This is a genomic window from Faecalibacterium sp. I3-3-89, from assembly GCF_023347275.1.
GTDB lineage: Bacteria > Bacillota > Clostridia > Oscillospirales > Ruminococcaceae > Faecalibacterium > Faecalibacterium butyricigenerans.
In genome coordinates, this window is sequence record NZ_CP094468.1 from 2,366,241 (window position 1) to 2,391,998 (window position 25,758).

Annotated in this window: 17 protein-coding genes, 2 tRNA genes and 3 rRNA genes; 4 read left to right on the plus strand and 18 right to left on the minus strand. The window is 58.7% G+C overall.

Features of this window, described 5'->3' with window-relative positions:
* Positions 1-62: 62 nt before the first annotated feature.
* From MTP38_RS11465 to MTP38_RS11490, 6 genes are all read right to left on the minus strand, one after another.
* Complete coding sequence (locus tag MTP38_RS11465; RefSeq protein ID WP_249233632.1) at positions 63-974, minus strand: hypothetical protein; 912 nt, start codon at positions 972-974, stop codon at positions 63-65.
* 105 nt (positions 975-1,079) lie between these two features.
* Positions 1,080-1,196 (minus strand): 5S ribosomal RNA (gene rrf / locus MTP38_RS11470).
* 125 nt (positions 1,197-1,321) lie between these two features.
* Positions 1,322-4,156 (minus strand): 23S ribosomal RNA (locus MTP38_RS11475).
* 210 nt (positions 4,157-4,366) lie between these two features.
* Positions 4,367-4,443 (minus strand) — tRNA-Ile (locus tag MTP38_RS11480).
* Positions 4,444-4,446: 3 nt separating this feature from the next.
* A tRNA-Ala gene (locus MTP38_RS11485) sits at positions 4,447-4,522 on the minus strand.
* 125 nt (positions 4,523-4,647) lie between these two features.
* Positions 4,648-6,158: ribosomal RNA gene (locus MTP38_RS11490) — 16S ribosomal RNA — on the minus strand.
* The 16S, 23S and 5S rRNA genes sit together here with 2 tRNA genes alongside, the layout of an rRNA operon.
* Positions 6,159-6,948: 790 nt before the next feature.
* On the opposite strand from MTP38_RS11490, the gene nrdD reads away from it, so the two are divergent.
* Positions 6,949-9,120: an anaerobic ribonucleoside-triphosphate reductase gene (gene nrdD / locus MTP38_RS11495; RefSeq protein ID WP_227621430.1), complete on the plus strand. Its 2,172-nt coding sequence runs from the start codon at positions 6,949-6,951 to the stop codon at positions 9,118-9,120.
* Positions 9,120-9,674 (plus strand): anaerobic ribonucleoside-triphosphate reductase activating protein, encoded by a 555-nt coding sequence (gene nrdG, locus MTP38_RS11500; protein WP_249233633.1) that lies wholly within the window; start codon positions 9,120-9,122, stop codon positions 9,672-9,674. The genes nrdD and nrdG overlap by 1 nt, the downstream gene beginning before the upstream one ends.
* A 394-nt stretch (positions 9,675-10,068) precedes the next feature.
* Here the strand turns inward: nrdG and MTP38_RS11505 are convergent, their stop codons facing one another.
* Positions 10,069-11,643, minus strand: coding sequence for a RecQ family ATP-dependent DNA helicase (locus MTP38_RS11505; protein WP_249233634.1), 1,575 nt, complete (start codon positions 11,641-11,643; stop codon positions 10,069-10,071).
* Between the two features lie 219 nt (positions 11,644-11,862).
* Between MTP38_RS11505 and MTP38_RS11510 the strand changes: the two genes are divergently transcribed.
* Positions 11,863-12,891, plus strand: a complete 1,029-nt coding sequence (locus tag MTP38_RS11510) for a glycosyltransferase family 2 protein (protein WP_249233635.1) — start codon at positions 11,863-11,865, stop codon at positions 12,889-12,891.
* Positions 12,892-13,141: 250 nt separating this feature from the next.
* Entirely contained in the window at positions 13,142-13,561 is a 420-nt protein-coding gene (locus MTP38_RS11515) for a hypothetical protein (RefSeq protein ID WP_249233636.1), read from the plus strand.
* Positions 13,562-13,621: 60 nt separating this feature from the next.
* On the opposite strand, the gene MTP38_RS11520 is transcribed toward MTP38_RS11515, so the two are convergent.
* From MTP38_RS11520 to ruvA, 11 genes are all read right to left on the minus strand, one after another.
* A complete protein-coding gene (locus MTP38_RS11520) occupies positions 13,622-15,922 on the minus strand; it encodes an ATP-dependent Clp protease ATP-binding subunit (RefSeq protein ID WP_249233637.1) in 2,301 nt (766 codons plus the stop codon).
* Positions 15,923-15,945: 23 nt separating this feature from the next.
* Positions 15,946-16,641, minus strand: coding sequence for a hypothetical protein (locus tag MTP38_RS11525; RefSeq protein WP_249233638.1), 696 nt, complete (start codon positions 16,639-16,641; stop codon positions 15,946-15,948).
* Between the two features lie 20 nt (positions 16,642-16,661).
* Entirely contained in the window at positions 16,662-17,894 is a 1,233-nt protein-coding gene (locus MTP38_RS11530) for a DUF5711 family protein (protein ID WP_249233639.1), read from the minus strand.
* Between the two features lie 78 nt (positions 17,895-17,972).
* Positions 17,973-18,716 (minus strand): tRNA pseudouridine(38-40) synthase TruA, encoded by a 744-nt coding sequence (gene truA, locus MTP38_RS11535; protein WP_249233640.1) that lies wholly within the window; start codon positions 18,714-18,716, stop codon positions 17,973-17,975.
* A 213-nt stretch (positions 18,717-18,929) separates the two neighbouring features.
* Positions 18,930-19,745 (minus strand): energy-coupling factor transporter transmembrane component T family protein, encoded by an 816-nt coding sequence (locus MTP38_RS11540; protein ID WP_249233641.1) that lies wholly within the window; start codon positions 19,743-19,745, stop codon positions 18,930-18,932.
* Positions 19,739-20,662, minus strand: a complete 924-nt coding sequence (locus MTP38_RS11545) for an energy-coupling factor transporter ATPase (protein WP_249233642.1) — start codon at positions 20,660-20,662, stop codon at positions 19,739-19,741. The genes MTP38_RS11540 and MTP38_RS11545 overlap by 7 nt, the downstream gene beginning before the upstream one ends.
* Positions 20,663-20,675: 13 nt before the next feature.
* Positions 20,676-21,515 carry an energy-coupling factor transporter ATPase gene (locus MTP38_RS11550; RefSeq protein ID WP_227621419.1) on the minus strand — a complete coding sequence of 280 codons (840 nt, stop codon included), beginning with the start codon at positions 21,513-21,515 and terminating at the stop codon, positions 20,676-20,678.
* 245 nt (positions 21,516-21,760) lie between these two features.
* On the minus strand, positions 21,761-22,636 hold the full coding sequence (locus tag MTP38_RS11555; RefSeq protein ID WP_249233643.1) for a class I SAM-dependent methyltransferase: 876 nt from the start codon (positions 22,634-22,636) through the stop codon (positions 21,761-21,763).
* A gap of 32 nt (positions 22,637-22,668) precedes the next feature.
* Entirely contained in the window at positions 22,669-24,033 is a 1,365-nt protein-coding gene (gene glmM / locus MTP38_RS11560) for a phosphoglucosamine mutase (RefSeq protein WP_249233644.1), read from the minus strand.
* Between the two features lie 14 nt (positions 24,034-24,047).
* On the minus strand, positions 24,048-25,103 hold the full coding sequence (gene ruvB / locus MTP38_RS11565; protein ID WP_249233645.1) for a Holliday junction branch migration DNA helicase RuvB: 1,056 nt from the start codon (positions 25,101-25,103) through the stop codon (positions 24,048-24,050).
* Positions 25,104-25,106: 3 nt separating this feature from the next.
* Positions 25,107-25,718 (minus strand): Holliday junction branch migration protein RuvA, encoded by a 612-nt coding sequence (gene ruvA, locus MTP38_RS11570; protein ID WP_227621415.1) that lies wholly within the window; start codon positions 25,716-25,718, stop codon positions 25,107-25,109.
* Positions 25,719-25,758 lie beyond the last annotated feature (40 nt).

Consider the following 25,758-nt stretch of genomic DNA (forward strand, 5'->3'; position numbering starts at 1 on the left):
ATAGAAAGAGCGACCCCGCTGTGTTGAACTCAGCACAGCGGGGTCGCTCTTGTTTTATCTTTTTATTGAGGGGCATCTGCTATGCATCGCACCGAAATGCTCTCCGGCTCCTGCATCGTCTCTGCTTCTTTTACTGCTTTCTGAAAGAGCGGAAGCATCTTCGCCATCTCAAAGCCATTCTCTGTTTTTGCATACTCCGGTGCCATCGTGATGCGGTACTCCGCCTTTGCCTTGCTCCACTGTCGGACCGAAAAGTGTTCCGGGATCACATCCAGCCATTTCCCTGTCTCTCCAAACTGAGAAACCGCGTCGATCTGGAGCCGGAACAGATTTTTGGCAAAATACACGCTCCATTCCATTTCTTTCTGAGCCACTTCATGCAGGTCCTGCACCGTCTCATCCGCTCGGCAGAACGTCACAAACCCTGCCTGCGCCATCCTCTCTCTGGCTTCCAGCAAAGAGAGAACGCTGCCCGTTTCATCGACCAGATAGCCGTTGGTCGTGGGGTCGAGCATACACCATTTTCCCAGAGTCCTGTCAAAAATCTCTGTCACGACATGACAGTCGCTGTCAAAGGGCGAATAGGGCAGCATTCTCACTCTCCGGGCGTAGATCCCCAGTGCCAGACAGCATTCCTCCAGTATCTTGGATTTGTTCAGACAATTGATCCCATGCTCCGGCTGCTCCAGACTGTATTCCAGCAGCGCCAGCCCATTGCACGGAACGCTGTTATCGTACCACGCACTGTGTGTCAGTTTCGGGGCAAGATACTTCAACAGCCGCACACTGTGCTCCAGCTCTGTCCCGTTTCCGGCAATTTCATTGAGATGATATTTTTCTTTCAGCTCTGCATACTCCGGGCAGTCAAAACGATATTCTACCTGTGCCTGCTTTCCGAGTTGAAAGCTCTGGTTATTGCAGAGTATCCCCCGATAAATATCATAAAGTGTTTTATTTTCCTCATTTCCCATCATGCGCTTCCCCTTTCTGATTTTATCCATTATAACAATTTCAGACAGAAATTATAATCCGCAGACACAACAAAAACCGCCCTGAGGACTCTCAAAGCGGCATATTCAAGTCGGCGACTACCTATTTTCACAAGCCGTTTCCAGCTAACTATCTTGGGCACGAGTGAGCTTAACTGCTGTGTTCGGAATGGGAACAGGTGGAACCTCACCGTCATCGTCACCGACCATATGACTAGCTAAGTATATCATTTCTGATCTACTTTGTCTAGTATTTCTAGAAGGACGTGCCTTCAAAACTGAATAATCACTGCTTACATTTTTTCGTTGACTCTAAGAGTCTCAAGCGAATTGTGGTCAAGCCCTCGACCTATTAGTACACGCTTGCTGAATGGATCGCTCCACTTACACATCGTGCCTATCGACCTTGTAGTCTTCAAGGGGTCTTACTTGTTTAAAACAATGGGATATCTTATCTTTGGGTCGGCTTCACGCTTAGATGCTTTCAGCGTTTATCCGATCCGTACGTAGTTGCCCAGCTATGCTCCTGGCGGAACAACTGGTGCGCCAGAGGTACGTCCGTCCCGGTCCTCTCGTACTAGGGACAGCTCCCATCAAATATCCTGCGCCCACGACAGATAGGGACCGAACTGTCTCACGACGTTCTGAACCCAGCTCGCGTACCGCTTTAATTGGCGAACAGCCAAACCCTTGGGACCGAATACAGCCCCAGGATGCGATGAGCCGACATCGAGGTGCCAAACCTCCCCGTCGATGTGGACTCTTGGGGGAGATCAGCCTGTTATCCCCAGGGTAACTTTTATCCGTTGAGCGATGGCATTTCCACTCACATACCACCGGATCACTAACTCCAACTTTCGTTACTGCTCGACCCGTCAGTCTCGCAGTTAGGCTCGCTTCTGCGTTTGCACTCTTTTGCTTGATTTCCGTTCAAGCTGAGCGAACCTTTGAACGCCTCCGTTACTTTTTAGGAGGCGACCGCCCCAGTCAAACTGCCCACCTAACAATGTCCCCCGACTCGATTCAGAGCCGCAGGTTAGAATTCCAATATCGCAAGGATGGTATCCCAACGGCCACTCCGCAGAAGCCAAAGCTCCTGTTTCCCTGTGTCCCATCTATCCTGTGCATGCAACATCGAAACCCAATATTAGGCTACAGTAAAGCTCCATGGGGTCTTTCCGTCTTGTCGCGGGTAACCGGCATCTTCACCGGTACTACAATTTCGCCGGGCGGGCTGTTGAGACAGTGCCCAAATCATTACGCCTTTCATGCGGGTCAGAACTTACCTGACAAGGAATTTCGCTACCTTAGGACCGTTATAGTTACGGCCGCCGTTCACTGGGGCTTCGATTCAATGCTTGCACATCTCCTCTTAACCTTCCAGCACCGGGCAGGCGTCAGCTCGTATACGTCATCTTTCGATTTAGCACAAACCTGTGTTTTTGGTAAACAGTTGCTTGGGCCGATTCTCTGCGGCTCCATCTCTGGAGCACCCCTTCTCCCGAAGTTACGGGGTCAATTTGCCGAGTTCCTTAACAACCCTTCTCCCGTTGGCCTTAGAATCTTCTTCCTACCTACCTGTGTCGGTTTGCGGTACGGGCACCTCAGAAATACACACAGCTTTTCTCGCCATCTTCCATCCCAGACTTCGGTACTAACTTCCCTCGATCTCTACCGGAACCAACACCCGGCTCTGAGACTTCAAATGTGTCCCTGTGCTTAACTCTTTTGGTGGTGACGGAATCTCTACCGTCTGTGCATCGGCTACGCCTTCCGGCCTCACCTTAGCTCCCGACTAACTTGGAGCGGACGAACCTTCCTCCAAAAACCTGAGGCTTTCGGCCATGCAGATTCTCACTGCATTCGCGCTACTCATTCCGGCATTCTCACTTCTATACACTCCACAGCCGCTTACGCTACTGTTTCTCCGCGTATACAACGCTCCCCTACCCAATCCATTACTGGATTGCCTAAGCTTCGGTGTCAGGTTTAGCCCCGTTAAATTCTCCGCGCAAAGACGCTCGACCAGTGAGCTATTACGCACTCTTTGAATGAGTGGCTGCTTCTGAGCCAACATCCTGGTTGTCTGCGTATCTTCACATCGTTTTCCACTTAACCTGACTTTGGGACCTTAGCTGTAGATCTGGGCTGTTTCCCTTTTGACAATGACATTTATCTGACACTGTCTGACTCCCAAGCATCAATACTCTGGCATTCTGAGTTTGATAAGCTTCGCTAACCTCTCGGCCGCTAGGCTATTCAGTGCTTTACCTCCAGGTATCTAACTTGAGGCTAGTCCTAAAACTATTTCGGGGAGAACCAGCTATCTCCGGGTTCGATTGGAATTTCTCCGCTACCCACAGTTCATCCGCCGCCTTTTCAACGGAGGTCGGTTCGGTCCTCCATGGAATTTTACTTCCACTTCAACCTGACCATGGGTAGGTCACCCGGTTTCGGGCCCATTATATGCAACTTAACGCCCTTTTCAAACTCGCTTTCGCTTCGGCTCCAGACCTTAAGTCCTTAACCTTGCTGCATACAATCGCTCGCCGGACCGTTCTACAAAAAGTACCCTATCACACATTGACGCGCTCTAGGTGCTTGTAGGCACAGGGTTTCAGGTTCTTTTTCACTCCCCTCCCGGGGTGCTTTTCACCTTTCCTTCACAGTACTATACGCTATCGGTCACTGGGTAGTATTTAGGGTTGGAGGGTGGTCCCCCCATCTTCCGACCAGGTTTCACGTGTCTGGCCGTACTCTGGAATCTGCGCAGCTCTCTCCGTTTTCACCTACGTGGTTCTCACACTCTCTGACCGGCCTTCCCATGCCGTTCGGTTAACAGATTGAGTCCTAAAAGCAGTCCGTACCCCGGAAGTATTTCTACTCCCGGTTTGCCCTCTTCCGCGTTCGCTCGCCACTACTTACGGAATCTCGTTTGATGTCTCTTCCTCGCCCTACTTAGATGTTTCAGTTCAGGCGGTTCCCCCGATGCACCTATTTTGAATTTCAGTGCAACGTACTCAGGTATGAACCTGAGTGAGTTTCCTCATTCAGAAATCTCCGGATCAATGCTTATTTGCAGCTCCCCGAAGCTTATCGCAGCTTATCACGTCTTTCATCGGCTCCCAGTGCCAAGGCATTCGCCCTGCGCCCTTGTTCGCTTGACCATATCAAACTATTCTCTCTCGAGAATGGCTTGTATCCTCTTGATTCTCTCTTGCCAACGAAGATTATTGTTACCCTTCCTTTTGAAATTGTAATATTTCTTAAAAAGAACTTACTATAATCTTTGTTTCGCAGTTATTATTCAGTTTTCAAGGTACGTCTTGGTGATGTCCTGCAAAGCCCGGTCTCCCGAAACTCTGCTCTTCATCACATGGTGGGCCAAAATGGACTCGAACCATCGACCTCACGATTATCAGTCGTGTGCTCTAGCCAGCTGAGCTATTGGCCCATGTGGTGGAGATTAAGGGAATCGAACCCTTGACCCCCTGCTTGCAAAGCAGGTGCTCTCCCAGCTGAGCTAAACCCCCACATTAGGTTTTGAGTAACCCCTTTTCAGGGCCCTCAAAATCGAACAATATCTAATCAACTTGTCTCTGTCACCTGTTCCAAGAACAAACCATCTTCGATGTTTCGTTCTTGCCTGACTCCTTAGAAAGGAGGTGATCCAGCCGCAGGTTCTCCTACGGCTACCTTGTTACGACTTCACCCCAATCACCAGTTTTACCTTCGGCGGCGTCCTCCTTGCGGTTAGACTACCGACTTCGGGTCCCCCCGGCTCTCATGGTGTGACGGGCGGTGTGTACAAGGCCCGGGAACGTATTCACCGTGGCATGCTGATCCACGATTACTAGCAATTCCGACTTCGTGCAGGCGAGTTGCAGCCTGCAGTCCGAACTGGGACGTTGTTTCTGAGTTTTGCTCCACCTCGCGGTCTTGCTTCTCTTTGTTTAACGCCATTGTAGTACGTGTGTAGCCCAAGTCATAAAGGGCATGATGATTTGACGTCATCCCCACCTTCCTCCGTTTTGTCAACGGCAGTCTGGCCAGAGTCCTCTTGCGTAGTAACTGACCATAAGGGTTGCGCTCGTTGCGGGACTTAACCCAACATCTCACGACACGAGCTGACGACAACCATGCACCACCTGTCTCCTTGCTCCGAAGAGAAAACATATTTCTATGTTCGTCAAGGGATGTCAAGACTTGGTAAGGTTCTTCGCGTTGCGTCGAATTAAACCACATACTCCACTGCTTGTGCGGGCCCCCGTCAATTCCTTTGAGTTTCAACCTTGCGGTCGTACTCCCCAGGTGGATTACTTATTGTGTTAACTGCGGCACTGAAGGGGTCAATCCTCCAACACCTAGTAATCATCGTTTACGGTGTGGACTACCAGGGTATCTAATCCTGTTTGCTACCCACACTTTCGAGCCTCAGCGTCAGTTGGTGCCCAGTAGGCCGCCTTCGCCACTGGTGTTCCTCCCGATATCTACGCATTCCACCGCTACACCGGGAATTCCGCCTACCTCTGCACTACTCAAGAAAAACAGTTTTGAAAGCAGTTTATGGGTTGAGCCCATAGATTTCACTTCCAACTTGTCTTCCCGCCTGCGCTCCCTTTACACCCAGTAATTCCGGACAACGCTTGTGACCTACGTTTTACCGCGGCTGCTGGCACGTAGTTAGCCGTCACTTCCTTGTTGAGTACCGTCATTATCTTCCTCAACAACAGGAGTTTACAATCCGAAGACCTTCTTCCTCCACGCGGCGTCGCTGCATCAGGGTTTCCCCCATTGTGCAATATTCCCCACTGCTGCCTCCCGTAGGAGTCTGGGCCGTGTCTCAGTCCCAATGTGGCCGTTCAACCTCTCAGTCCGGCTACCGATCGTCGCCTTGGTGGGCCGTTACCTCACCAACTAGCTAATCGGACGCGAGGCCATCTCAAAGCGGATTGCTCCTTTTCCCTCAGGTCGATGCCGACCCGTGGGCTTATGCGGTATTAGCAGTCGTTTCCAACTGTTGTCCCCCTCTTTGAGGCAGGTTCCTCACGCGTTACTCACCCGTTCGCCACTCGATCGAAGAAGCAAGCTCCTTCTCTCTCGTTCGACTTGCATGTGTTAGGCGCGCCGCCAGCGTTCGTCCTGAGCCAGGATCAAACTCTTTATTAAATGATATTTATCACTTAAAAAGTGTTAAATCTCTCTTCGCTCAGCACGCAATCGCTTGCGTCCTGTGTGAATTACTTTGTTTGGAATTGTTTAACGTGTTTTTCCAACACGAAAATAGGTTCCGTTACAAGTTTTTCGATATTGTTCAATTTTCAAGGTCCTGTAGCGCCTCAGCCAAGCGGCTGACAGCTTAATTATTTTACCACAGAAGTGGTTTTTTGTCAAGCTTTATTTTTTCGAAGTTTTTCGTTTCTTACCGAACTTGGAGCATCTCGAAAGTCTCTCGCATTCCTGCCGGACTTTCTCGCATCTATTGGTTCTTTTCGCTTTACTTCTAGCTAAGACTCAGAAGTCATTCTTTTGTCTCAGCGCTTGGCGCTCAAGTATAATACCACATCACCGCCCGGATGTCAACACTTTTTTACTTCTTTTTTTCAAGTTTTTTCGCGCTGACTGAAATCGGCTTCATCTCCTTGTATTTTTCAGGCCGAGACTCTTTGTCTGTTATAATGTATTATATAAAGGGCAAAGTATAGACGACGGCCTTTATTACGCCAAGGAAAGCGCCCGCTTCCCTTGCACAAATTGTCAAGAGGTTCCGTCTCAAATTTTGTTCCGGAAATTCTCCGTTATTTTTGGCGAAAGCTACAAAACACAAAATGTAGTGGTTCTTCCATTGACATATCACTAAATAGTGATATGATAGTATCAATGAATCACGAGACTTGCGGGTGCCTCTTGCACAAGGAGACACCCGTTCACACTGTATATGCGACACAGGAGGAGCGCTATGAAGATCATCAAACGCAACGGTGCTGAAGTACCTTTCGATATTACCAAGATCATCACCGCTGTCACCAAAGCCAGCGATTCGGTGGGCGGCAAGGCCCGTCTCTCCCGGGAGCAGATCACCGACATCGCCGCAGCCGTGACCGATCAGTGTCAGGCACTCAACCGCGCCATCAGCGTGGAAGAGATACAGGATATGGTGGAGAACCAGCTCATGGACATCAAGGCCCATGACATCGCCCGCCACTATATCACTTACCGCTATATCCAGAGCCTCAAGCGCCAAACCAACACCACCGACGAGCGCATCCTGAGCCTTATCGAGTGCCAGAACGAGGAAGTCAAGCAGGAGAACGCCAACAAGAACCCCACCGTCAACAGCGTCCAGCGCGACTACATGGCCGGTGAGATCTCCAAGGATCTGACCGCCCGCCTGCTGCTGGACCCCGAGATCGTCAAGGCTCATCAGGAGGGTCTCATCCACTTCCACGACTCCGACTACTTTGCCCAGCATATGCACAACTGCGACCTCATCAATCTGGACGATATGCTCCAGAATGGCACGGTCATCTCGGGCACCTATATCGAGAAGCCCCACAGTTTCTCCACCGCCTGCAACATCGCCACCCAGATCATCGCGCAGGTGGCCTCCAACCAGTACGGCGGCCAGAGCATCAGCCTGACCCACCTTGCCCCCTTCGTAGACGTCTCCCGCAAGAAGATCGCCGCTGAGGTCGAGGCTGAGATGGAGGGTCTGGATGTTTCTGCCGAGCGCAAGCGCGAGATCGTGGAGCGCCGCCTGCGCAATGAGATCAACCGCGGCGTCCAGACCATCCAGTATCAGGTCGTCACCCTTATGACCACCAACGGTCAGGCTCCCTTCATCACCGTCTTCATGTATCTGGGTGAGGCCCGCAACGCGCAGGAGAAGGCCGACCTTGCCATCATCATCGAGGAGACCATCCGCCAGCGCTATCAGGGCGTGAAGAATGAGGCCGGTGTCTGGATCACCCCCGCCTTCCCCAAGCTCATCTATGTGCTGGAGGAGGACAACATCCACCCCGGCGACCCCTACTACTATCTGACTGAGCTGGCTGCCAAGTGCACCGCCAAGCGGATGGTACCCGACTATATCTCCGAGAAGAAGATGCTCGAGCTGAAGGTAGACAAGAACGGCGAGGGCCACTGCTACACCTGCATGGGCTGCCGCAGCTTCCTCACCCCTTATGTGGACCCCGAGACCGGCAAGCCCAAGTATTACGGCCGCTTCAATCAGGGCGTCGTGACCATCAATCTGGTGGATGTGGCCCTCAGCTCCGGCGGCAACTTCGACAAGTTCTGGAAGATCTTCGACGAGCGTCTGGCGCTCTGCCACCGCGCTCTGCAGGCCCGCCACAAGCGCCTGCTGGGCACCCCCAGCGATGCCGCCCCCATTCTGTGGCAGTATGGCGCACTGGCCCGCCTCAAGAAAGGCGAGAAGATCGACAAACTCCTCTTTGGCGGCTACTCCACCATCAGTCTCGGCTACGCCGGCCTGTATGAGTGCGTGAAGTATATGACCGGCAAGAGCCACACTGACGCCGGTGCAAAGCCCTTCGCCCTCAGTGTGATGCAGCATATGAACGACAAGTGCAACGAGTGGAAGAAGGCCGAAAACATGGACTATTCCCTCTACGGCACTCCGCTGGAATCCACCACCTACAAATTCGCCAAGTGCCTGCAGAAGCGGTTTGGCATCGTGCCCGGCATCACCGACAAGAACTATATCACCAACAGCTATCACGTCCATGTTTCGGAGACGATCGATGCGTTCACCAAGCTGAAGTTCGAGAGCGAGTTCCAGAAGCTGTCCCCGGGCGGTGCCATCAGCTATGTGGAAGTCCCCAATATGCAGGACAATCTTGAGGCCGTGATGAGCGTGCTGCAGTTCATCTACGACAACATCATGTACGCCGAGTTGAATACCAAGTCGGATTACTGCCAGTGCTGCGGCTACGACGGCGAGATCAAGATCGTCGAAGACGACGGCAAGCTGGTGTGGGAGTGCCCCAAGTGCGGCAACCGTGACCAGAACAAGCTGAATGTCGCCCGCCGTACCTGCGGCTATATCGGCACCCAGTTCTGGAATCAGGGCCGGACGCAGGAGATCAAGGATCGGGTGTTACACTTGTAATGAACTACGCAACCATTAAATATTATGACATCGCCAACGGGCCGGGGGTTCGCACCAGCGTCTTCGTCTCCGGGTGCCGCCACCACTGCCCCGGCTGCTTCAACGAGGTGGCATGGGACTTCGGTTACGGTTCCCCCTTCGACAAGCCCGTCCGCAACGAGGTATTCGCCTCCTGCAAGCCGGATTATATCGCGGGCCTCTCCCTGCTGGGCGGCGAACCGATGGAGCCGGAGAACCAGCGGGAACTGGTGACTTTCGTCCAGAACTTCAAGGCCCTCTACCCGAAGAAGACCGTCTGGTGCTACTCCGGCTACACATGGGAACAGCTGACCGGCAAGGTTCCCTGTCACGCACGGTGTGAAGTCACCGACGAGCTGCTGCGTCTGCTGGACGTGCTGGTGGATGGCCGCTTCGTGGAGGCTGAGCACGACATCTCCCTCCGTTTCCGGGGCAGCCGGAACCAGCGTCTGCTGGATGTGCCCAAGTCCCTCGCCGCCGGGCAGCCGGTTTGGTGGCAGGACGAAAAGGTCTTCTCCACCCATACGATGGAATGACAAAAAGAGCGCAGACCTTTCCATGAGCCGAGTGGCTCATCGTGGAAGATTCGCGCTCTTTTTCTATCTTTTTGTCGAGGCTTATGATATACTAAAGACGCTGGCCTTCTCCGTCCAGTTGGAAGGAGGTGAGTTCCTATGGATATTACCACATTCATCCTGTCCGTCGCAGCAGGCGTTGTCGCAAACTTCGTCTACAAGTGGCTTGGCGGCTGGTTCAAGGACAGCAAGCACTAAAAGAATGACCCCCCTTTTGAGAGATTGCAGCTCTCTGAGGGGGGTTGTTCTTTCTTCGTGAGTCCTATGTGTGAATTACCACATTCACTATCTTCAGTATATGCAAAATCCCGGAAAAGTCAAGCAGAACGCAGAAAATTTACAGTTCCGGCCCTGCTCACCGCGAGTTGACCATCTCCTCGATGACCCGCAGGAAAGCCATGCCATACCGCGCGGCCTTCTTCTCGCCGACGCCGGTGATGTTCAGGAATTCGTCCATGCTCAGAGGCTTGCTCTGGACCATCTCCCGGAGGGTGGCGTCGCTGAACACCATATACGCCGGGACGTTCTGCTTTGCAGCGAGACGCTTGCGCAGAGCGTAGAGCGCCGCCAGAAGCTTTTCGTCGGCCTCACTGAGGTCGGTGTTGGCGGCAGCACGGCGGGCAGACAGCCGCCGGGAGTTGGCCGCAGCGCGCTGCTTCGCGGCAGCGGCCCGCTCTTCCACCTCCTGCGCATTCTGCTCGGCAAAGAGGCAGCAGGAGCAGTTGCCGCACTTCTCGGGTGCAGCCTCCCCGAAGTAGTTCAGCATGAACCGCCGCAGACATTTTGAGGTGGTGGAGTAGAAGGTCATATATTTGAGCCGTTCCTCCGCCTTGCGGGCAGCTTCGGCCTTGACGTCGGCGGGCAGGCCGTTGTCGGCCTCCATCTCCTTGTCGATGAAAAAGCGGATGGTCCGCACGTCCGTACCGGAGTAGAGCAGGATGCAGCGGGACGGCAGACCATCGCGGCCTGCACGGCCCGCCTCCTGATAGTAGCTCTCAAGGTCCTTGGGCATATTGTAGTGGATGACGAACCGGACATTGGGCTTGTCGATGCCCATGCCGAAGGCATTCGTCGCCACCATGATCTGGACCCGGTCGTAGAGGAAGTCGTCCTGATTCTTCCGCCGCACCTCGGCGTCCAGCTTGGCGTGATACGCCGCCGCCCGGATGCCCCGGCTCTGAAGCAGGCGGGCCGTCTCGTCCACCTGCTTGGTGGTGCTGCAATAGACGATGCCCGCGTTGTCTCCCTCCCGCAGCACGAGGTCCAGCAGCTCCTTCGGTTTCTGGCTGGGCAGGGCGCGGCGGGTCTCGAAGTAGAGGTTGGGCCGGTCAAAACCTGTAGTCACTTCGTAGGGCTGATGGAGGTCGAGGTGGCTGCGGATGTCGTCCCGCACCCGGGCCGTGGCGGTGGCCGTGAACGCGCCCACCACCGGGCGGCTGGGCAGGCTGTCCACGAACGCCTTGATCCGCAGATAGCTGGGGCGGAAGTCCTGTCCCCACTGGCTGATGCAGTGGGCCTCATCCACCGTGACCATGCTGATAAGTTTTTCCTGCGCGAACCGCTGGAAGCCCGGCATCTCCAGCCGCTCCGGGGCGACATAGATGATCTTATACCAGCCCTCCCGGGCGCGGTGGAGCATGAGGGCTTTCTGGTTGTCGGTGAGGCTGTTGTTGAGGAAGGCCGCCGCCACACCGGCCTGCACCAGCGCGCCCACCTGATCCTTCATCAGGCTGACCAGCGGCGACACCACGATGGTGATGCCGGGCAGCAGCAGGGCCGGCACCTGATAGCAGATGGATTTGCCCGCGCCGGTGGGCATCACGGCCAGCACATCCTGCCCGTCCAGCAACCGCCGGACGATCTCCTCCTGCCCGGGGCGGAAGCTGTCGTAGCCAAAAACTTTTTTTAAGATAGAATGCGGGTCTGCCATGTGCTCCTCCTGCTTTTTGGTTCCTGTAACTGTACTATTATAGCACAGCCCGGCCCGAAATGGTACCAAAATGCTTTTCTGCTGTCGTTTTTTGAAGGTATTTGCTGGTCTTCCTAGCTTTTTGTGCGCGAAAATGATATAATAAGAGTACATATCTCCATCTCCGGCCATTTTTTGCTCTGCGCAAGGCCGGGCAAGCACGATAAGGAGCTTATTATTATGCAGCAGAAACTCATTACCTTTGCCGTCCCGTGCTACAACTCGGCGGCCTATATGCGCCATTGCATCGAGACCCTGCTCTCCGCCGGGGAGCAGGCCGAGATCATCCTTGTGGACGACGGTTCCGTGAAAGACGAGACCCCAGCCATCTGCGACGAGTACGCCGCCAAGTACCCCACTATCGTCAAAGCCATCCATCAGGAGAACGGCGGCCATGGTGAGGGCGTCAATCAGGGCATCCGCAACGCCACCGGCCTCTACTACAAGGTCGTGGACAGCGACGACTGGCTGGACACCGACGCCCTCAAGAAGGTGCTCTCCCGCCTGCACGCCCTCGTGACCCGCGGCACCGCCCCCGACCTCATGATCTGCAACTACGTCTATGAGCACACCGAGGACGGCACCAGCCACACCGTGCGGTACACCAACGTCTTCCCGCAGGAGCGGCTCTTCACATGGATGCACGTGGGCCGCTTCCGCCCCGACCAGAACCTGCTGATGCACTCGGTCCTGTACCGCACCGAGGTGCTGCGCCAGTGCGGCATGGTGCTGCCCAAGCACACCTTCTATGTGGACAACATCTTCGTCTACCAGCCCCTGCCCTTCGTCAAGACCATGTATTATATGGACCTCGACCTCTACCGCTACTTCATCGGCCGCTCCGACCAGAGCGTCAATGAGAGCGTCATGGTCAAGCGCGTGGATCAGCAGCTCCGCGTCACCCGGCACATGATCGACTGTCAGGACCTCGACGCCCTCAAGGGCGAAAAGAAGCTTCGGGCCTATATGCTCCACTACCTCTCGATGATGATGGCGGTCAGCGACATCTTCCTGCTGCTGGACGGCAGCGCCGAGGCCAAGGAGAAGCAGAAGGGCCTGTGGCAGTACCTGCGCGAGCACACCAGCGCTGCGGTCTACCGCTCCATCCGCTTCGGTTTCGGCGGCGTGACCAACCTGCCCTTCCCCAAAGGCGACGATATCGTGCTGGGCGGCTACCGCATCGCACGGAAGATCTTTAAGTTCAACTAAATTCACAATTGTTGCATACAACAGGGCCGCTGCGCAGGCAGCGGCCCTGTTTTTCGCTTTTTTCGGTCATTTGTTAAGGATTCTTCAATCATTCCGCCTGAAAAGATGTTGCTTTTTAAGCGATGAGATAGTATAATCCTTTATTGTGCTGTGTTTTCAGGGGTTTTGGCAAGCAGCCCGGGAACACGCCTGACTGAGAAAAAGGAGGAAAGGGCGGCGGCCTCGGTGCGTCCGCTGCCCGCAATATCGTATGGAACAGCTTCTCATCTGCCTTTCCACGGCGCTCATCGCAGGTCTGCTGATGTCGCGTCTGGCAAAGGCAGTCCATTTGCCAGCGGTCACGTCCTACCTGCTGGCGGGCCTGCTGCTCGGCCCCTTCTTTCTGGGACGGCTGGGCCTGAGCGTGTTCGGCATCGGCTTCGGCACGCTGGAACAGGTGGACAGCCTTTCCCTCATCACACAGGTGGCGCTGGGCATGGCCGCCGAGGCCGCCGAGCTTTCCGACGGCCACATGGTGCGCAACGTGGTGCTCTTCTCGGTGCTGGTGTATGAGCTGGTAGGCCCCACCCTCACCAAGCTGGCGCTGACCGCCGCCGGGGAGATCATCCCCGAGGGCCGCACCAGCGCCCGCACCGCCAACAAGCCCGAAGTTCCGGTATCCCTCGACTGAGTTTTCCGCGTACTATAAAAGGCACTCCGAAGCGCTTCGGAGTGCCTTTTCGTTTGTGCTTTACTTCAGGATGACTTCGCCGTTCTCGGCGTCCACGGTCAGGCTCCCGCCTGCCTTCAGGGTGCCGTCGATGATGCGCTCGGCGGCAGGGTCTTCCACCGCCTTGCGGATGACGCGGCGGAGGTCGCGGGCACCGAACTTGCCGCCCTGACTCTTGGCCACGAGGGCGGACAGCGCCGCCGGGGTGTAGCGGTAGGCGATGCCCTTCGATTCCATGCTGGGCTTGTACTCGTCCAGCATGAGGGCCGCGATGCCCTCCAGCGTCTGCTGGCTCAGGGGCTTGAAGGCGATGACCTCATCCACGCGGCCAAGGAACTCGGGCCGCAGGAACTGGCTCAGAGCCTTGCGGGTCTTTTCCTCGCTCAGCTGCTCCTCGCTCTTGTTGAAGCCGAGTCCGGAGGTGCTCTTGTCGCCGCTTCCGGCGTTGGAGGTCATGCAGATGACCGTGTTGGAGAAATCCACCGTCCGGCCCTGTGCATCGTTGATCTTTCCCTCGTCCAGAATTTGGAGCAGGATGTTCATGACGTCGGGGTGGGCCTTTTCGATCTCATCGAAGAGGACGACGCTGTAGGGGCGGCGGCGCACCTTTTCGGTGAGCTGACCGGCCTCCTCGTAGCCCACATAGCCCGGAGGCGAGCCGATCATGCGGGACACCGCATACTTCTCCATATACTCGCTCATATCGAGGCGGATGAGGGGATCAGGGCCGTCAAAGAGCTGGTTTGCCAGCTGCTTGACCAGCTCGGTCTTGCCGACGCCGGTGGGGCCGACGAAGATGAAACTGGCCGGGCGACGGCGTCCCGACAGGTCGGCACGGCTCCGCTTGACGGCCTGTGCCACGAGATGGACAGCCTCGTCCTGACCGATGATCTTCTTTTTCAGCTCCGCTTCCAGCCCGGCCAGCTTTGCGAACTCCGTCTCCTGAATTTTTACTGCCGGGATGCCCGTCCACAGCTCGATGACCTTGGCCACATCATCCATCGTGACCCTGATCTCGCTGGCTGCGGCCTGCTTTGCGGGCAGCTCAGCTTCCAGCTTTGCGATGCGGGTCTTCCGCTGGGCCACCTGCTCATAGTCGATGGCCTCGTTGACGTCGGCAGACTCCATCTCCGCCTCCTCCTGCTTCAGGCCGTCCAGCTCCTTCTGCATCTCGAGGTATTCCGAGATGACCGGGTGGGCAAGGTTGCAGCAGGCGCAGGCCTCGTCCAGCAGGTCGATGGCCTTATCGGGGAGGTAGCGGTCGGTGATGTACCGCTCACTGAGGGTGACGATGGCCGAGAGGACATCCGCCTCCACCTGCACATGGTGGTGCTCCTCGTAATACTTCTTGATGCCGTTCATGACGGCCAGCGTATCGGCCACGCTGGGTTCCTCCACCCGGACGGGCTGGAAGCGGCGCTCAAGGGCCTGATCCTTCTCGATATACTTGCGGTACTCGTTGAAGGTGGTGGCGCCGATGACCTGAATTTCGCCTCTGGACAGGGCAGGCTTGAGGATGTTGCCCGCGTTCATCGCGCCCTCGCTCTCGCCCGCCGAGGTGATGGTGTGGATCTCATCAATAAAGAGGATGATGTTGCCCGCGGCCTTGACCTCACTGAGCAGGCCCTTGACCCGCTGTTCGAACTGGCCCCGGAACTGGGTGCCGGCCACGAGGCTGGTCAGATCGAGCAGGAAAATTTCCTTGTCCTTCAGGCCCACGGGAACATCGCCCTTGGCGATCCGCTCCGCGATGCCCTCAGCGATGGCCGTCTTGCCGACGCCCGCCTCGCCGATGAGGCAGGGGTTGTTCTTCTGGCGGCGGCTCAGAATCTGAATCGTGCGATAAATTTCGCGGTCGCGGCCCACGATGTCGTCCAGCCTGCCCTCCCGGGCCTTGCGGGTCAGATTCTCACAATAGGTATCGAGGAATTTGCGGCGGGGCGGCTTCTTGCCGTTTTTCTGGGCCTTTTTGCCGTTTCCGGCTTCGCCCTCCGCCTTGACGCCCAGCGGGAAGGTCGCGCTGGAGCCGGGCACGAGGTCGTCATCTCCCTCGCTCTCCTCGCCCTCCGTCGGCTGGCCCATATTCATCATGAGGGAGAGGGGGTTCGCGTCTCCCATCTCGTCCATCATGCTCTCCATCCGGTTTTCCATGTTGTCCATGTCCTCGTCGGACATCCCGAACTGCTTCATCAGGTCCTCGACGGGCTTGATGTGCAGTTCACGGGCACAGTGCAGGCAAAAGCCTTCATTTTTCATCTGGCCGTTCTCCATCCGCTGGACGAAGATGATGGCCGGACGTTTCTGACAGCGACTGCAGACCATATAGGTTCCTCCTAAGCTCCCCTTTACAGGAAGGGGTTGAACAGATTGAATGCTTTATAGTAAAGGCTGCTGCTCATGACCGTGTCGTTCAGGACGGTCAGATTGCCGCCCGTGATGACGATGATGGCCCACACCACGCACAGCACAAGGTAGATGTCCATCGTGCTGGCGATGCAGCCGGTGAGCCAGCCCAGCCAGCGGTTGACGGTGCCGATGACCGGCAGCCGGTTGACGAGGCCCAGCACAGTGACCAGCATACTCACCAGCATCCGCAGCAGGGCAAAGGTCACGAAAAAGAGCACCACCGAGATGACCGGCGTCAGCAGCGGGGCCAGCACCTTCTGGACGATGACGTCCGCCAGCACCACGGCGTTGTCGCTGAGCACGGCTGAGATGGAGCGCTCGCAGGCCTCCACGATGGAGGCGCGGAAGCTCTCGGGCAGAAAGCCCGCGTACTTGTCCGCGATGCCGGTCAGGTCAACGACCCCTCCGGCAGAGATGCTCTCGGCGATCTGGGTGCGGAAGCTCCCGGCCAGAAACCGCTGGAACACCTCGACGGCAGCCCAGCCCGAAAAGACCCGGGCACCCACGAGGCTGAAGACGTTCCCACCCAGCTGGACGCTGGCCGCGAGGAAGCCCTTGCGGGCGTAGCGCACGGCCAGCAGCAGCCAGACCACGGTACATACTATATCAAAAAGAAATGACGGATTCTTGAACATACCTTATTTTCCTTATTCTATCATGGATTGCCCGAGGCACTGGTCTCCGCCTCGGGAGGAGTCAGCACCTGCACGGTGTTGCCGCAGAAGACCAGCAGCTGCTTCCGGTCGGCCAGCAGGCCCTGCGGCCGGGAGGAAAGGCTCTGCTGCCACTGGGAGGCACCGTCGGTGGAGAGACACTCCACGCCGCTGTCGGTGAGCAGATAGAAGCTCTGCCCGGCCCGGACGATGCGGTTGGCCGCCTGCACCTGCGCTGTGCCCTCCACGTTCAGCTCACGGTCCAGCATCACCGCCTGACAGAGCTGGCCGGAGGCCAGCAGCAGGGCGGCATTGCCCGAGGCATCCACCGAGATGTCCCGGAGGGTCTGGCCGGTGAAGTCGTAGGCAGCTTTTTCGCCGCCCGATGCGTTGTAGAGGACGGCGCGGCTGTCGCAGAGGGCCAGTACACTCTGGGCGCTGGGCCAGCTCAGCCACTGGGCCGCACCGCTGCCGCTGCCCACAAGGACAGGGTCGCCCTGCGCCAGCGTGACGATGTAGAAATTCGTCACCATCTGCCCGCCGCTGACCGTCACCGCCGCCACCGCCAGCCGCCGCCCATCCGGCGAAAAGGCCATCCGCAGCGGCGTGCCGTCGGTGGTGGTGAGGCTCCAGCTCAGCTGCTCCTCCATCGAGGAGGAGTAGATTCGCAGTCTGGCGGCGCTGCCGGGGTCTTCGGTGACGACGGCCAGCGTGCCGTTGTCGGCCATCGCGCAGAGGGTGATGCTGTTCTCCATCGTCTTGGTGTAGAGGTTCTGGGTGCGGCTCTCCACCCGCAGCTCATTGCCCGAGCGGTTGTAGAGCACGAAGCGGTTCTTGCCCGCCGCCAACGCTGGCCGGGCGTAGCCGCTCTGGATGGCGTTGAGGCGGGTGCCGGTGCGGGACCAGACCACGCACCCCTCTTCGCCCAGCTCCACAAAGCTTCCGTTCAGGGCGGCAAGCTGCTCTACCTCCATGACGCCGGTCTGCTGGGGCCAGCCCGTCCCCGGAAAGAGCAGGATGCGGGCAGTGTCGGCCCAGTCCTTGGCCATTGCCACCGAGCTGCCCACAAAGCCAGTGGCGAACAGCACCACCAGCGTCAGCGCCGCGACGATGAGCGCGGTGCGCCGGATGCGCCGGTTCCGCACCCGGGCGCGGGCCTGCTCGAGGTACTCGACCCGGCCCTCCGAAAGCGGCTCGTCCGACGCGGGCCGGAAGCCTCGATGCTTCTTTCTCATACGTTCCTGTCCCCTTCCTGCAACGACAGTGCTCCCAAAGGGGGCATTCCCCCTCCGGGAGCACCGGTCGTGTTTGTGTTAATTGTAGTCCACGCTCTTGAGGAAAAGCCCCTTTGCCGCCAGCGTCGGGCCGGCGTTTTTCCGGTCGCAGCTGGCGAGGATGCCCGGCACCGCCTCGGGCGCAAGACGGCCTGCGCCCGCCTCGCAGAGGGTGCCCGCGAGGATGCGCACCATGTTGTAGAGGTAGCCATCTGCCGTCACCGTGATGTCGATGTCGTCGCCCCGGCGCTCGACCTCACAGGCCGTGATGGTGCGCACGGTGTCGCCGTGGGCGGCTGCCGAGCTGCCCGAGGCGCAGAGGGCAAGGAAATCGTGCGTCCCCACAAAATACTGTGCCGCCTGCTGCATCCGGTCGGCGTCCAGCCGCCCCGGCACCTTGGTGTAATAGCGGGAGGCGAAGGGCGAGTCGATCGGACTGTTGTGGATGCGGTAGAGGTAGGTCTTTGTGTGGGCCGCATAGCGGGCGTGGAAGTCGTCGGGCACCACCCGCGCCTCCAACACCCGGATGTCCGGGGGAAGATGCTGATTGAGGGCCAGCGGCAGCTTTGCCGCCGGGATGCGGGTGTCGGCGTGGAAGTTGAGCATGAAGCCCAGCGCGTGGACGCCTGCGTCGGTGCGGCTGCAGCCCTTGATGTCGGGGCGGCTGCCCAGCACCGCCTCCAAGGCGTCCTGAAACGCAGCGGCCACGCTCCGCCCGTTGGGCTGCACCTGAAACCCGCAGTAGTTGGTGCCATCGTAGGCTAAAGTAAGAAGATAGTTCATCTACGAAATTACAACTTTCCCGTTCGTATCATTCAAAATCGGAGAAACGAGAAAAAAGCTTTTAGCGGAGCGGCTTAGCTTTTTTCCGTTTCGACTTCCTCTTTGGGGTCTGAAAGGGGCGAGCAGCCCCTTTCTCGTGGATCCAGCGCGTCGAAATCGCTGGTGGTTTTCTGGTTCTCTTTTGACACCAAAAGAGAACAAATTCCTCGCTCTTTAGAAGTTCGGGAACACCAGCCTCGACGCCAGGATCACTGCAAAGCAGGCGAGGCAGACCGCGAGGTCGATGTAATCCTGTCTCGTGCAGCGCAGCACCTTGAGGCGGGTGCGGCCATCGCCGCCGCGGTAGCAGCGGCACTCCATGGCCATGGCCAGCTCGTCAGCGCGGCGGAAAGCCGAGATGAACAGGGGCACCAGCACCGGCACCAGCGCCTTGATGCGCTCCGTCATCTTGCCGTTGTCCAGCTGTGCGCCGCGGGCCTTCTGGGCGTTCATGATCTTATCGGTCTCCTCGATGAGGGTGGGGATGAACCGCAGCGCAATGCTCATCATCATCGCCAGCTCGTGCACCGGGAAGTGGAGCTTCCCGAGGGGCTTCAGCAGCTGCTCGATGGCATCCGTCAGGACGATGGGGCTGGTGGTGTAGGTCAGCAGGCTGGTGCCTGCGATAAGGGCCATGACACGGACGGCCATCAGCACAGCATACCGGATGCCCTCCGCGTAAACGGTCAGAAAACCGAACTGAAACACCGGGTCGCCCTCGCCTGAAACGAAAAAGAGGTTCAGCACCGCCGTAAAGACGATGATGGGGAAGATGGGCTTCAGGCTCTTGACGATGAGCCGGAAGGGGATCTTTGCCACCGCATACATCACAGCGAGGAAGATCAGCGAAAGCGCAAGGCCCAGCGGGTTCGACGCCGCAAAGAGCAGCACGATATACAGGATGGTCAGCACCAGCTTGAGCCGGGGGTCAAACCGGTGGACGAGGCTGTTGCCCGGGAAGTGCTGGCCGATGGTAATATCTCTCAGCATCCGGCTGCACCCCCTTCCTGCGTATTTTCATTCCGGGGCAGGACGAGAGTCTCTCCCGCATCCCGCCGGGCCTTTGCCGCCAGAATGGTCTTGACGGCGTAGGGGATGGTGTAGACGTCCGCCGGGACATCCACCCCCATCTCCCGCAGCTTGAGGAAGATCTTCGTCACCTGCGGGACGGAGAGGCCCAGTTCCAGCAGCTCCGGCGCACGGGCAAAGACCTTTTCCACCGTATCGTACATGGCGATCTTCTTCCGGCTCATCACCAGCACCTTGTCGGCGTACTTGGCGATGTCCTCCATGCTGTGGGAGACGAGAAGCACGGTGGTGCCGGTCTTTTTGTGGTAGTCCTTCACTTCCGAGAGGATCTCATCTCTGCCCTCGGGGTCGAGGCCCGCCGCAGGCTCGTCCAGCACGAGGATGCGGGGCTTCATGGCCATGACGCCGGCCACGGCCACACGGCGCTTCTGACCGCCGGACAGCTCGAAGGGGCTGCGCTCCAAAAGCGCTTCATCGAGGCCGACGAACCGGGCCGCCTCATGGACGCGCGCGTCGATCTCTGCCTCGTCCAGCCCCATGTTCTTGGGGCCAAAGGCGATGTCCTTGTAGCAGGTCTCCTCAAACAGCTGGTACTCCGGGTACTGGAACACCAGACCCGTCAGGAAACGGAAATCTCTTATCTTTTCCGGCTCGGCCCAGAGGTCGCGGCCATCAATGATGATCTTACCGCTGGTGGGCTTGTTCAGTCCGTTCATATGGGTGATGAGGGTGCTCTTGCCGGAGCCGGTGGCTCCGATGATGCCCACGAAATCGCCCTCTTCCACCTCAAAGCTCACGTCGTCCAGCGCAGTGACCGCATTCGGCATACCGGGATTGTAGACATAGCTCAGGTGTTCTACTTTGATGATGCTTGCCATGCTTCCGCCCCCCTTATTTCAGCAGCTCATACAGAGCCTGTGCGCATTCGCCGGTGTCGATGATGCCCTCGGGCAGGGGGATGCCGGCCTTGACCAGCTCATCCCGCAGCTCTGCGGCCTGCGGCACATCGAGGCGGAGGGCGCGGACCTTCTCGGTCTGGCTGAACACCTCTTTCGGCGTGCCCTCCATCACCACTTTGCCCCCGCTCATCACCAGCACACGGTCGGCCTGTGCGGCCTCCTCCATGTAGTGGGTGATGGACACCACGGTAATGCCCATGTCCTTGTTGAGGTGGTGGATGGTCTGCATCACCTGCTCACGGCCCCGGGGGTCGAGCATGGCGGTGGCCTCGTCGAGGATGAGGCAGTCGGGCCGCATGGCAACGACGCCTGCGATGGCCACGCGCTGCTTCTGGCCGCCTGAGAGGTTGTGGGGCGCCCGCTCCCGGAACTCGTAGATGCCCGCCATCTTCATGGCGTCATCGACGCGGCGGCGCATCTCCTCCGGCGGGACGCCGAGGTTTTCCAGCGCAAAGGCCACGTCCTCTTCCACCACCGTCGCCACGATCTGGTTGTCGGGGCTTTGGAACACCATGCCCACGGTCTGGCGAATGTCGTAGAGCTTGTCCTCGTCGGCGGTGTCCATCCCCTCGACGTACACCTTGCCCTCCTCCGGCAGGAGGATGGCATTGAAATGCTTGGCAAGGGTAGACTTGCCGCAGCCGTTCGCGCCCAGCACGGCCACGAACTCGCCCCGCCGGACCTGCATGGAGACGCCGTTGAGCGCGTAGCCCGGCTGCTCCGAGTCATAGCGGAACTTTAAATTTTCTGCTGTCAGTATCGTTTCACTCATTTGTTTTCTCTTTCTGGTGGTGCGCCCCTCCGAAAGGGGCTGTACCCCATACTATAAGGTGGTCAACCTCTCCGTCACGGCTGACGCCGTGCCACCTCTCCTATCGAGGAGAGGCCTTGGCATTCCGGAAAGTTCCGCCTCTTCGCCAGAGGCTCCCCTACTAGGGGAGCTGGCGCGAAGCGCCTGAGAGGTTGTATGGAAGGACAGCCTGACCCAAAGGCCCCTGCCCTTACGGTTTGAAAATTTTATTCCTCCCAGATCGCCGTCGCGCCGCAGGGCACGACGCCGCCGGTAGCGGAGACGGGCAGGCCGATCTCGTCGCAGGAGGTCTGCCCGCCGAAGCGGGGCACCAGCGTCGTCTTGAGCATATATTCCATGACGGCGGGCGACAGACCGGTGGTGTAGCTGTTGACGGCAAAGAAGAGCGGCTGATCGCTCAGGACCTCCTCGCACTGGCTGATAAGGTCGTAGATGCAGTCTTCCAGCTTCCAGATCTCGCCGCCGGGGCCGCGGCCATAGCTGGGCGGGTCCATGATGATGCCGTCGTAGGTGTTGCCCCGCCGCTTCTCGCGGGCGACGAATTTGGCGCAGTCGTCCACCAGCCAGCGGATGGGACGGTCTGCAAGGCCGCTGGCGGCGGCGTTGTCCTTGCCCCATGCCACGATGCCCTTGGAGGCGTCCACATGGCAGACGGTGGCCCCGGCAGCCGCACAGGCCAGCGTGGCACCGCCGGTGTAGCCGAAGAGGTTCAGCACCTTGATGGGGCGGCCTGCGGCGCGGATCTTCTTTGCGTACCACGCCCAGTTGACGGCCTGTTCGGGGAAGACGCCGGTGTGCTTGAAGCCGGTGGGGCTGACGATGAGGGTCAGCTTATCCTCCCCTTCGCCGCAGCTGATCTTCCACTTCTCGGGCAGACGGCGGCGATACTCCCACTCACCACCGCCCTGATTGGAGCGGTGGTAGACGGCGTCTGCCTTGGCCCAGAGAGGACTTTGCTGGGGCGTCTTCCACACCACCTGCGGGTCAGGCCGGACCAGCAGCGTCTCACCCCAGCGTTCCAGCCGGTTGCCGTCGGTGGCATCCAGCAGCTCGTAGTCTTTCCATGTATCTGCAGGGCGCATATGCGTCCTCCTTCCTGCTTTTTGTCTGTAGCTTAACCCTCGAGCCCCTCGAGGATGCGCTTGTTGATCTTCTCCACGATGCGCTTGGCGCAGCAATCGATGGCCTCGAGGTCCTGACCCTCCACCATGACGCGGATCTTCGGTTCGGTGCCGGACACCCGCACCAGCACGCGGCCCATGCCCATCAGCTTCTGCTCCTCGTTCTCGATGAAACCGGCCAGCACCTCGTCCGCCTTGTAGGCAGCCTTCTGGGCAGCATTGGCCACGACATTCACCAGCACCTGCGGGTACTGGGCATAGATGCCGTTCAGCTCGCTCATCTTCTTGCCGCTCTCGGCCAGCAGCCTGAGCAGCTTGCCTGCGGTCAGCTCGCCGTCGCCGGTGGTGGCGTGGTGGAGCAGGATGACGTGGCCGCTCTGCTCGCCGCCGATGGCGTAGCCGTTCTCCCGCATATTCTCGAGGACGTAGCGGTCGCCTACGGCGGTCTTTTCGGTGTTGATGCCCTGAGACTCCATATACTTGACGAAGCCGAGGTTGGACATGACCGTAACGACAGCGGTGTTGCCGTCCAGACGGCCCTTATCCTTCATCGCCATCGCCAGCAGGGCGATGATCTTGTCGCCGTCAAGCTCCTGCCCCTTCTCGTCGCAGGCGAGGCAGCGGTCGGCGTCGCCGTCAAAGGCGATGCCGCAGTCGAAGCCGCCCTCGACGACAGCCTTTTCCAGATTGTCCAGATGGGTGCTGCCCACACCGGCGTTGATGTTCCTGCCGTCGGGGCTGACGCCGAGGAAGGTGCACTTTGCGCCCAGACGGGGGAACAGCTGCCGGGCCACCTCGGCGGACGCGCCGTTGGCGCAGTCGATACAGACGTTCAGGCCCGACAGGTCGCCGCCGATGGACTCATACAGATGCTCGACGTAGTCCTTGATGCCGTCGATGCGGCAGGTCACACGGCCCACACCGTCGCCGGTGGCCAGCGGGATGCCCGCACACTTGTCGTCGATGTGTGCCTCGATCTCCTCTTCCACATCGTCCGGCAGCTTGTAGCCGGTCCCGGCGAAGATCTTGATGCCGTTGAACTCCATCGGGTTGTGGGAGGCCGAGATGACGACACCGGCGTCGGCGTTGTACTTGCGCACCAGATAGGCTACGGCGGGGGTGGGCACGACGCCCAGACTCTCGACGTCCGCGCCCACACTGCACAGGCCGGCCGTCAGGGCAGCTTCCAGCATATCGCCGGACTGGCGGGTGTCCTTGCCGATGAGGATGTGGGGCTTGTGGCCGGTGCTGCTGGTCAGCACGGCGGCAGCGCCGCGTCCGATGAGCATCGCCATCTCACAGGTCAGATCTGCACCGGCCACGCCGCGCACACCATCGGTACCAAAATACTTTCCCATAGTAAATACCTCGCTTAAAATAAGCTCTGTTGTCCATTGTCCTCGGCGCTGCCGCTCTCAGGCGCTTTCAGGCCGAGGTGTTCGTAAGCAAGCCGGGTGGCGCAGCGGCCCCGCGGCGTCCGGGTCAGGAAGCCCATCTGCATCAGATACGGCTCGCACAGGTCTTCCAGCGTCACAGCCTCCTCGCCGAGGGCAGCGGCCAGCGTTTCCAGACCCACCGGCCCGCCGCTGTACATCTCGATGATGGCGCGCAGCAGGCTGCGGTCCAGTTCGTCCAGACCCAGTGTGTCCACGTCCATCCGCTTGAGGCTCAGCAGCGCCACTTCCTGATCGATGACGCCGTCGCCCAGCACCGTGGCAAAGTCGCGGACCCGCTTCAGGAAGCGGTTCGCCACGCGGGGCGTGCCCCGGCTGCACTTTGCCAGCTCGTAAGCGCCCTCGGGGGTGATGGGCTGGTCAAGGATGCCTGCCGACCGGATGATGATGCGGCTCAACTCATCGGGGCTGTAAAGCTCCAGCTTGAGCAGCACGCCGAAGCGGTCCCGCAGCGGGCCGGTGATCTGGCCCGCGCGGGTGGTCGCGCCCACCAGCGTGAAGCGGGGCAGATTGATGCGGATGCTCTGGGCGCTGGGGCCTTTTCCGATCATGATGTCCAGCGCGTAATCCTCCAGCGCCGGGTAGAGCACCTCTTCCACCTGCCGGGAAAGGCGGTGGATCTCGTCGATAAAGAGGACGTCGCCCTCCTGCAGATTGGTCAGCAGGGCGGCGAGGTCGCCGGGCTTCTCGATGGCCGGGCCGCTGGTGATGCGGATCTGCACCCCCATCTCGTTGGCGATGATGCCGGCCAGCGTCGTCTTGCCCAGACCCGGCGGGCCATAGAGCAGGATGTGATCCATCGGCTCGCCCCGGCGCTTGGCCGCTTCGAGATAGATCTTCAGGTTCTGCTTGACCTTTTCCTGTCCGATGTAGTCTTCGAGGTGCTGGGGGCGGAGGTTGTTTTCCTCGCTGTCCGCCGCCGTCATCCCGGGCTGCATCATTTTTGCGCCGTAGAGCGCGGTTTCGTCCTGCATCGTTTACCTCCTGCCCGCCATGCTGCGCAGCGCCAGCTTGATGATCTCTTCCACGGGGAGCGTGCCGTCGATCTTGGAGACGGCCAGCGCGGCCTCGCTTTGGCTGTAGCCCAGCGACACCAGCGCGGCGATGGCCTGCCCTGCCCCCTGCGCAGCGGCGGTATCCGCAGCCGCGCCTGCTACGTTCTCAAGGTCGATGCCGCCTGCAAAGCCCTTGGCCACCTTATCCTTCAGCTCCAGCACGATGCGCTGGGCCAGCTTCGGGCCGACGCCGGACGCAGCCTTGAACGCCTTGTGGTCGCCCGCCGAGATGGCCAGCGCCACACGGTCCGGCTCCATGACGCTCAGGATGGCCAGACCCACCTTCGCGCCCACGCCCGACACCGAGGTGAGCAGCTCAAAGCAGGCCTGCTGCTCCTCGCTGGCAAAGCCGTAGAGGCTGACGTCGTTCTCCGTGACGCTCATCACGGTGTAGATGGTGGCCTCCTTGCCCACGCCGGGCAGCGCACCGGCCACGCTGGCCGGGCACTGGGCGTAGTACCCCACGCCGCCGCAGCAGATGACCACAGCGTTCAGGGTCTTTTTGATGATCTTTCCGGTTAAGCTGTATATCATAATAGCCCTCTCAGTCAATGCCTGCCGGCATTGCCAGCTC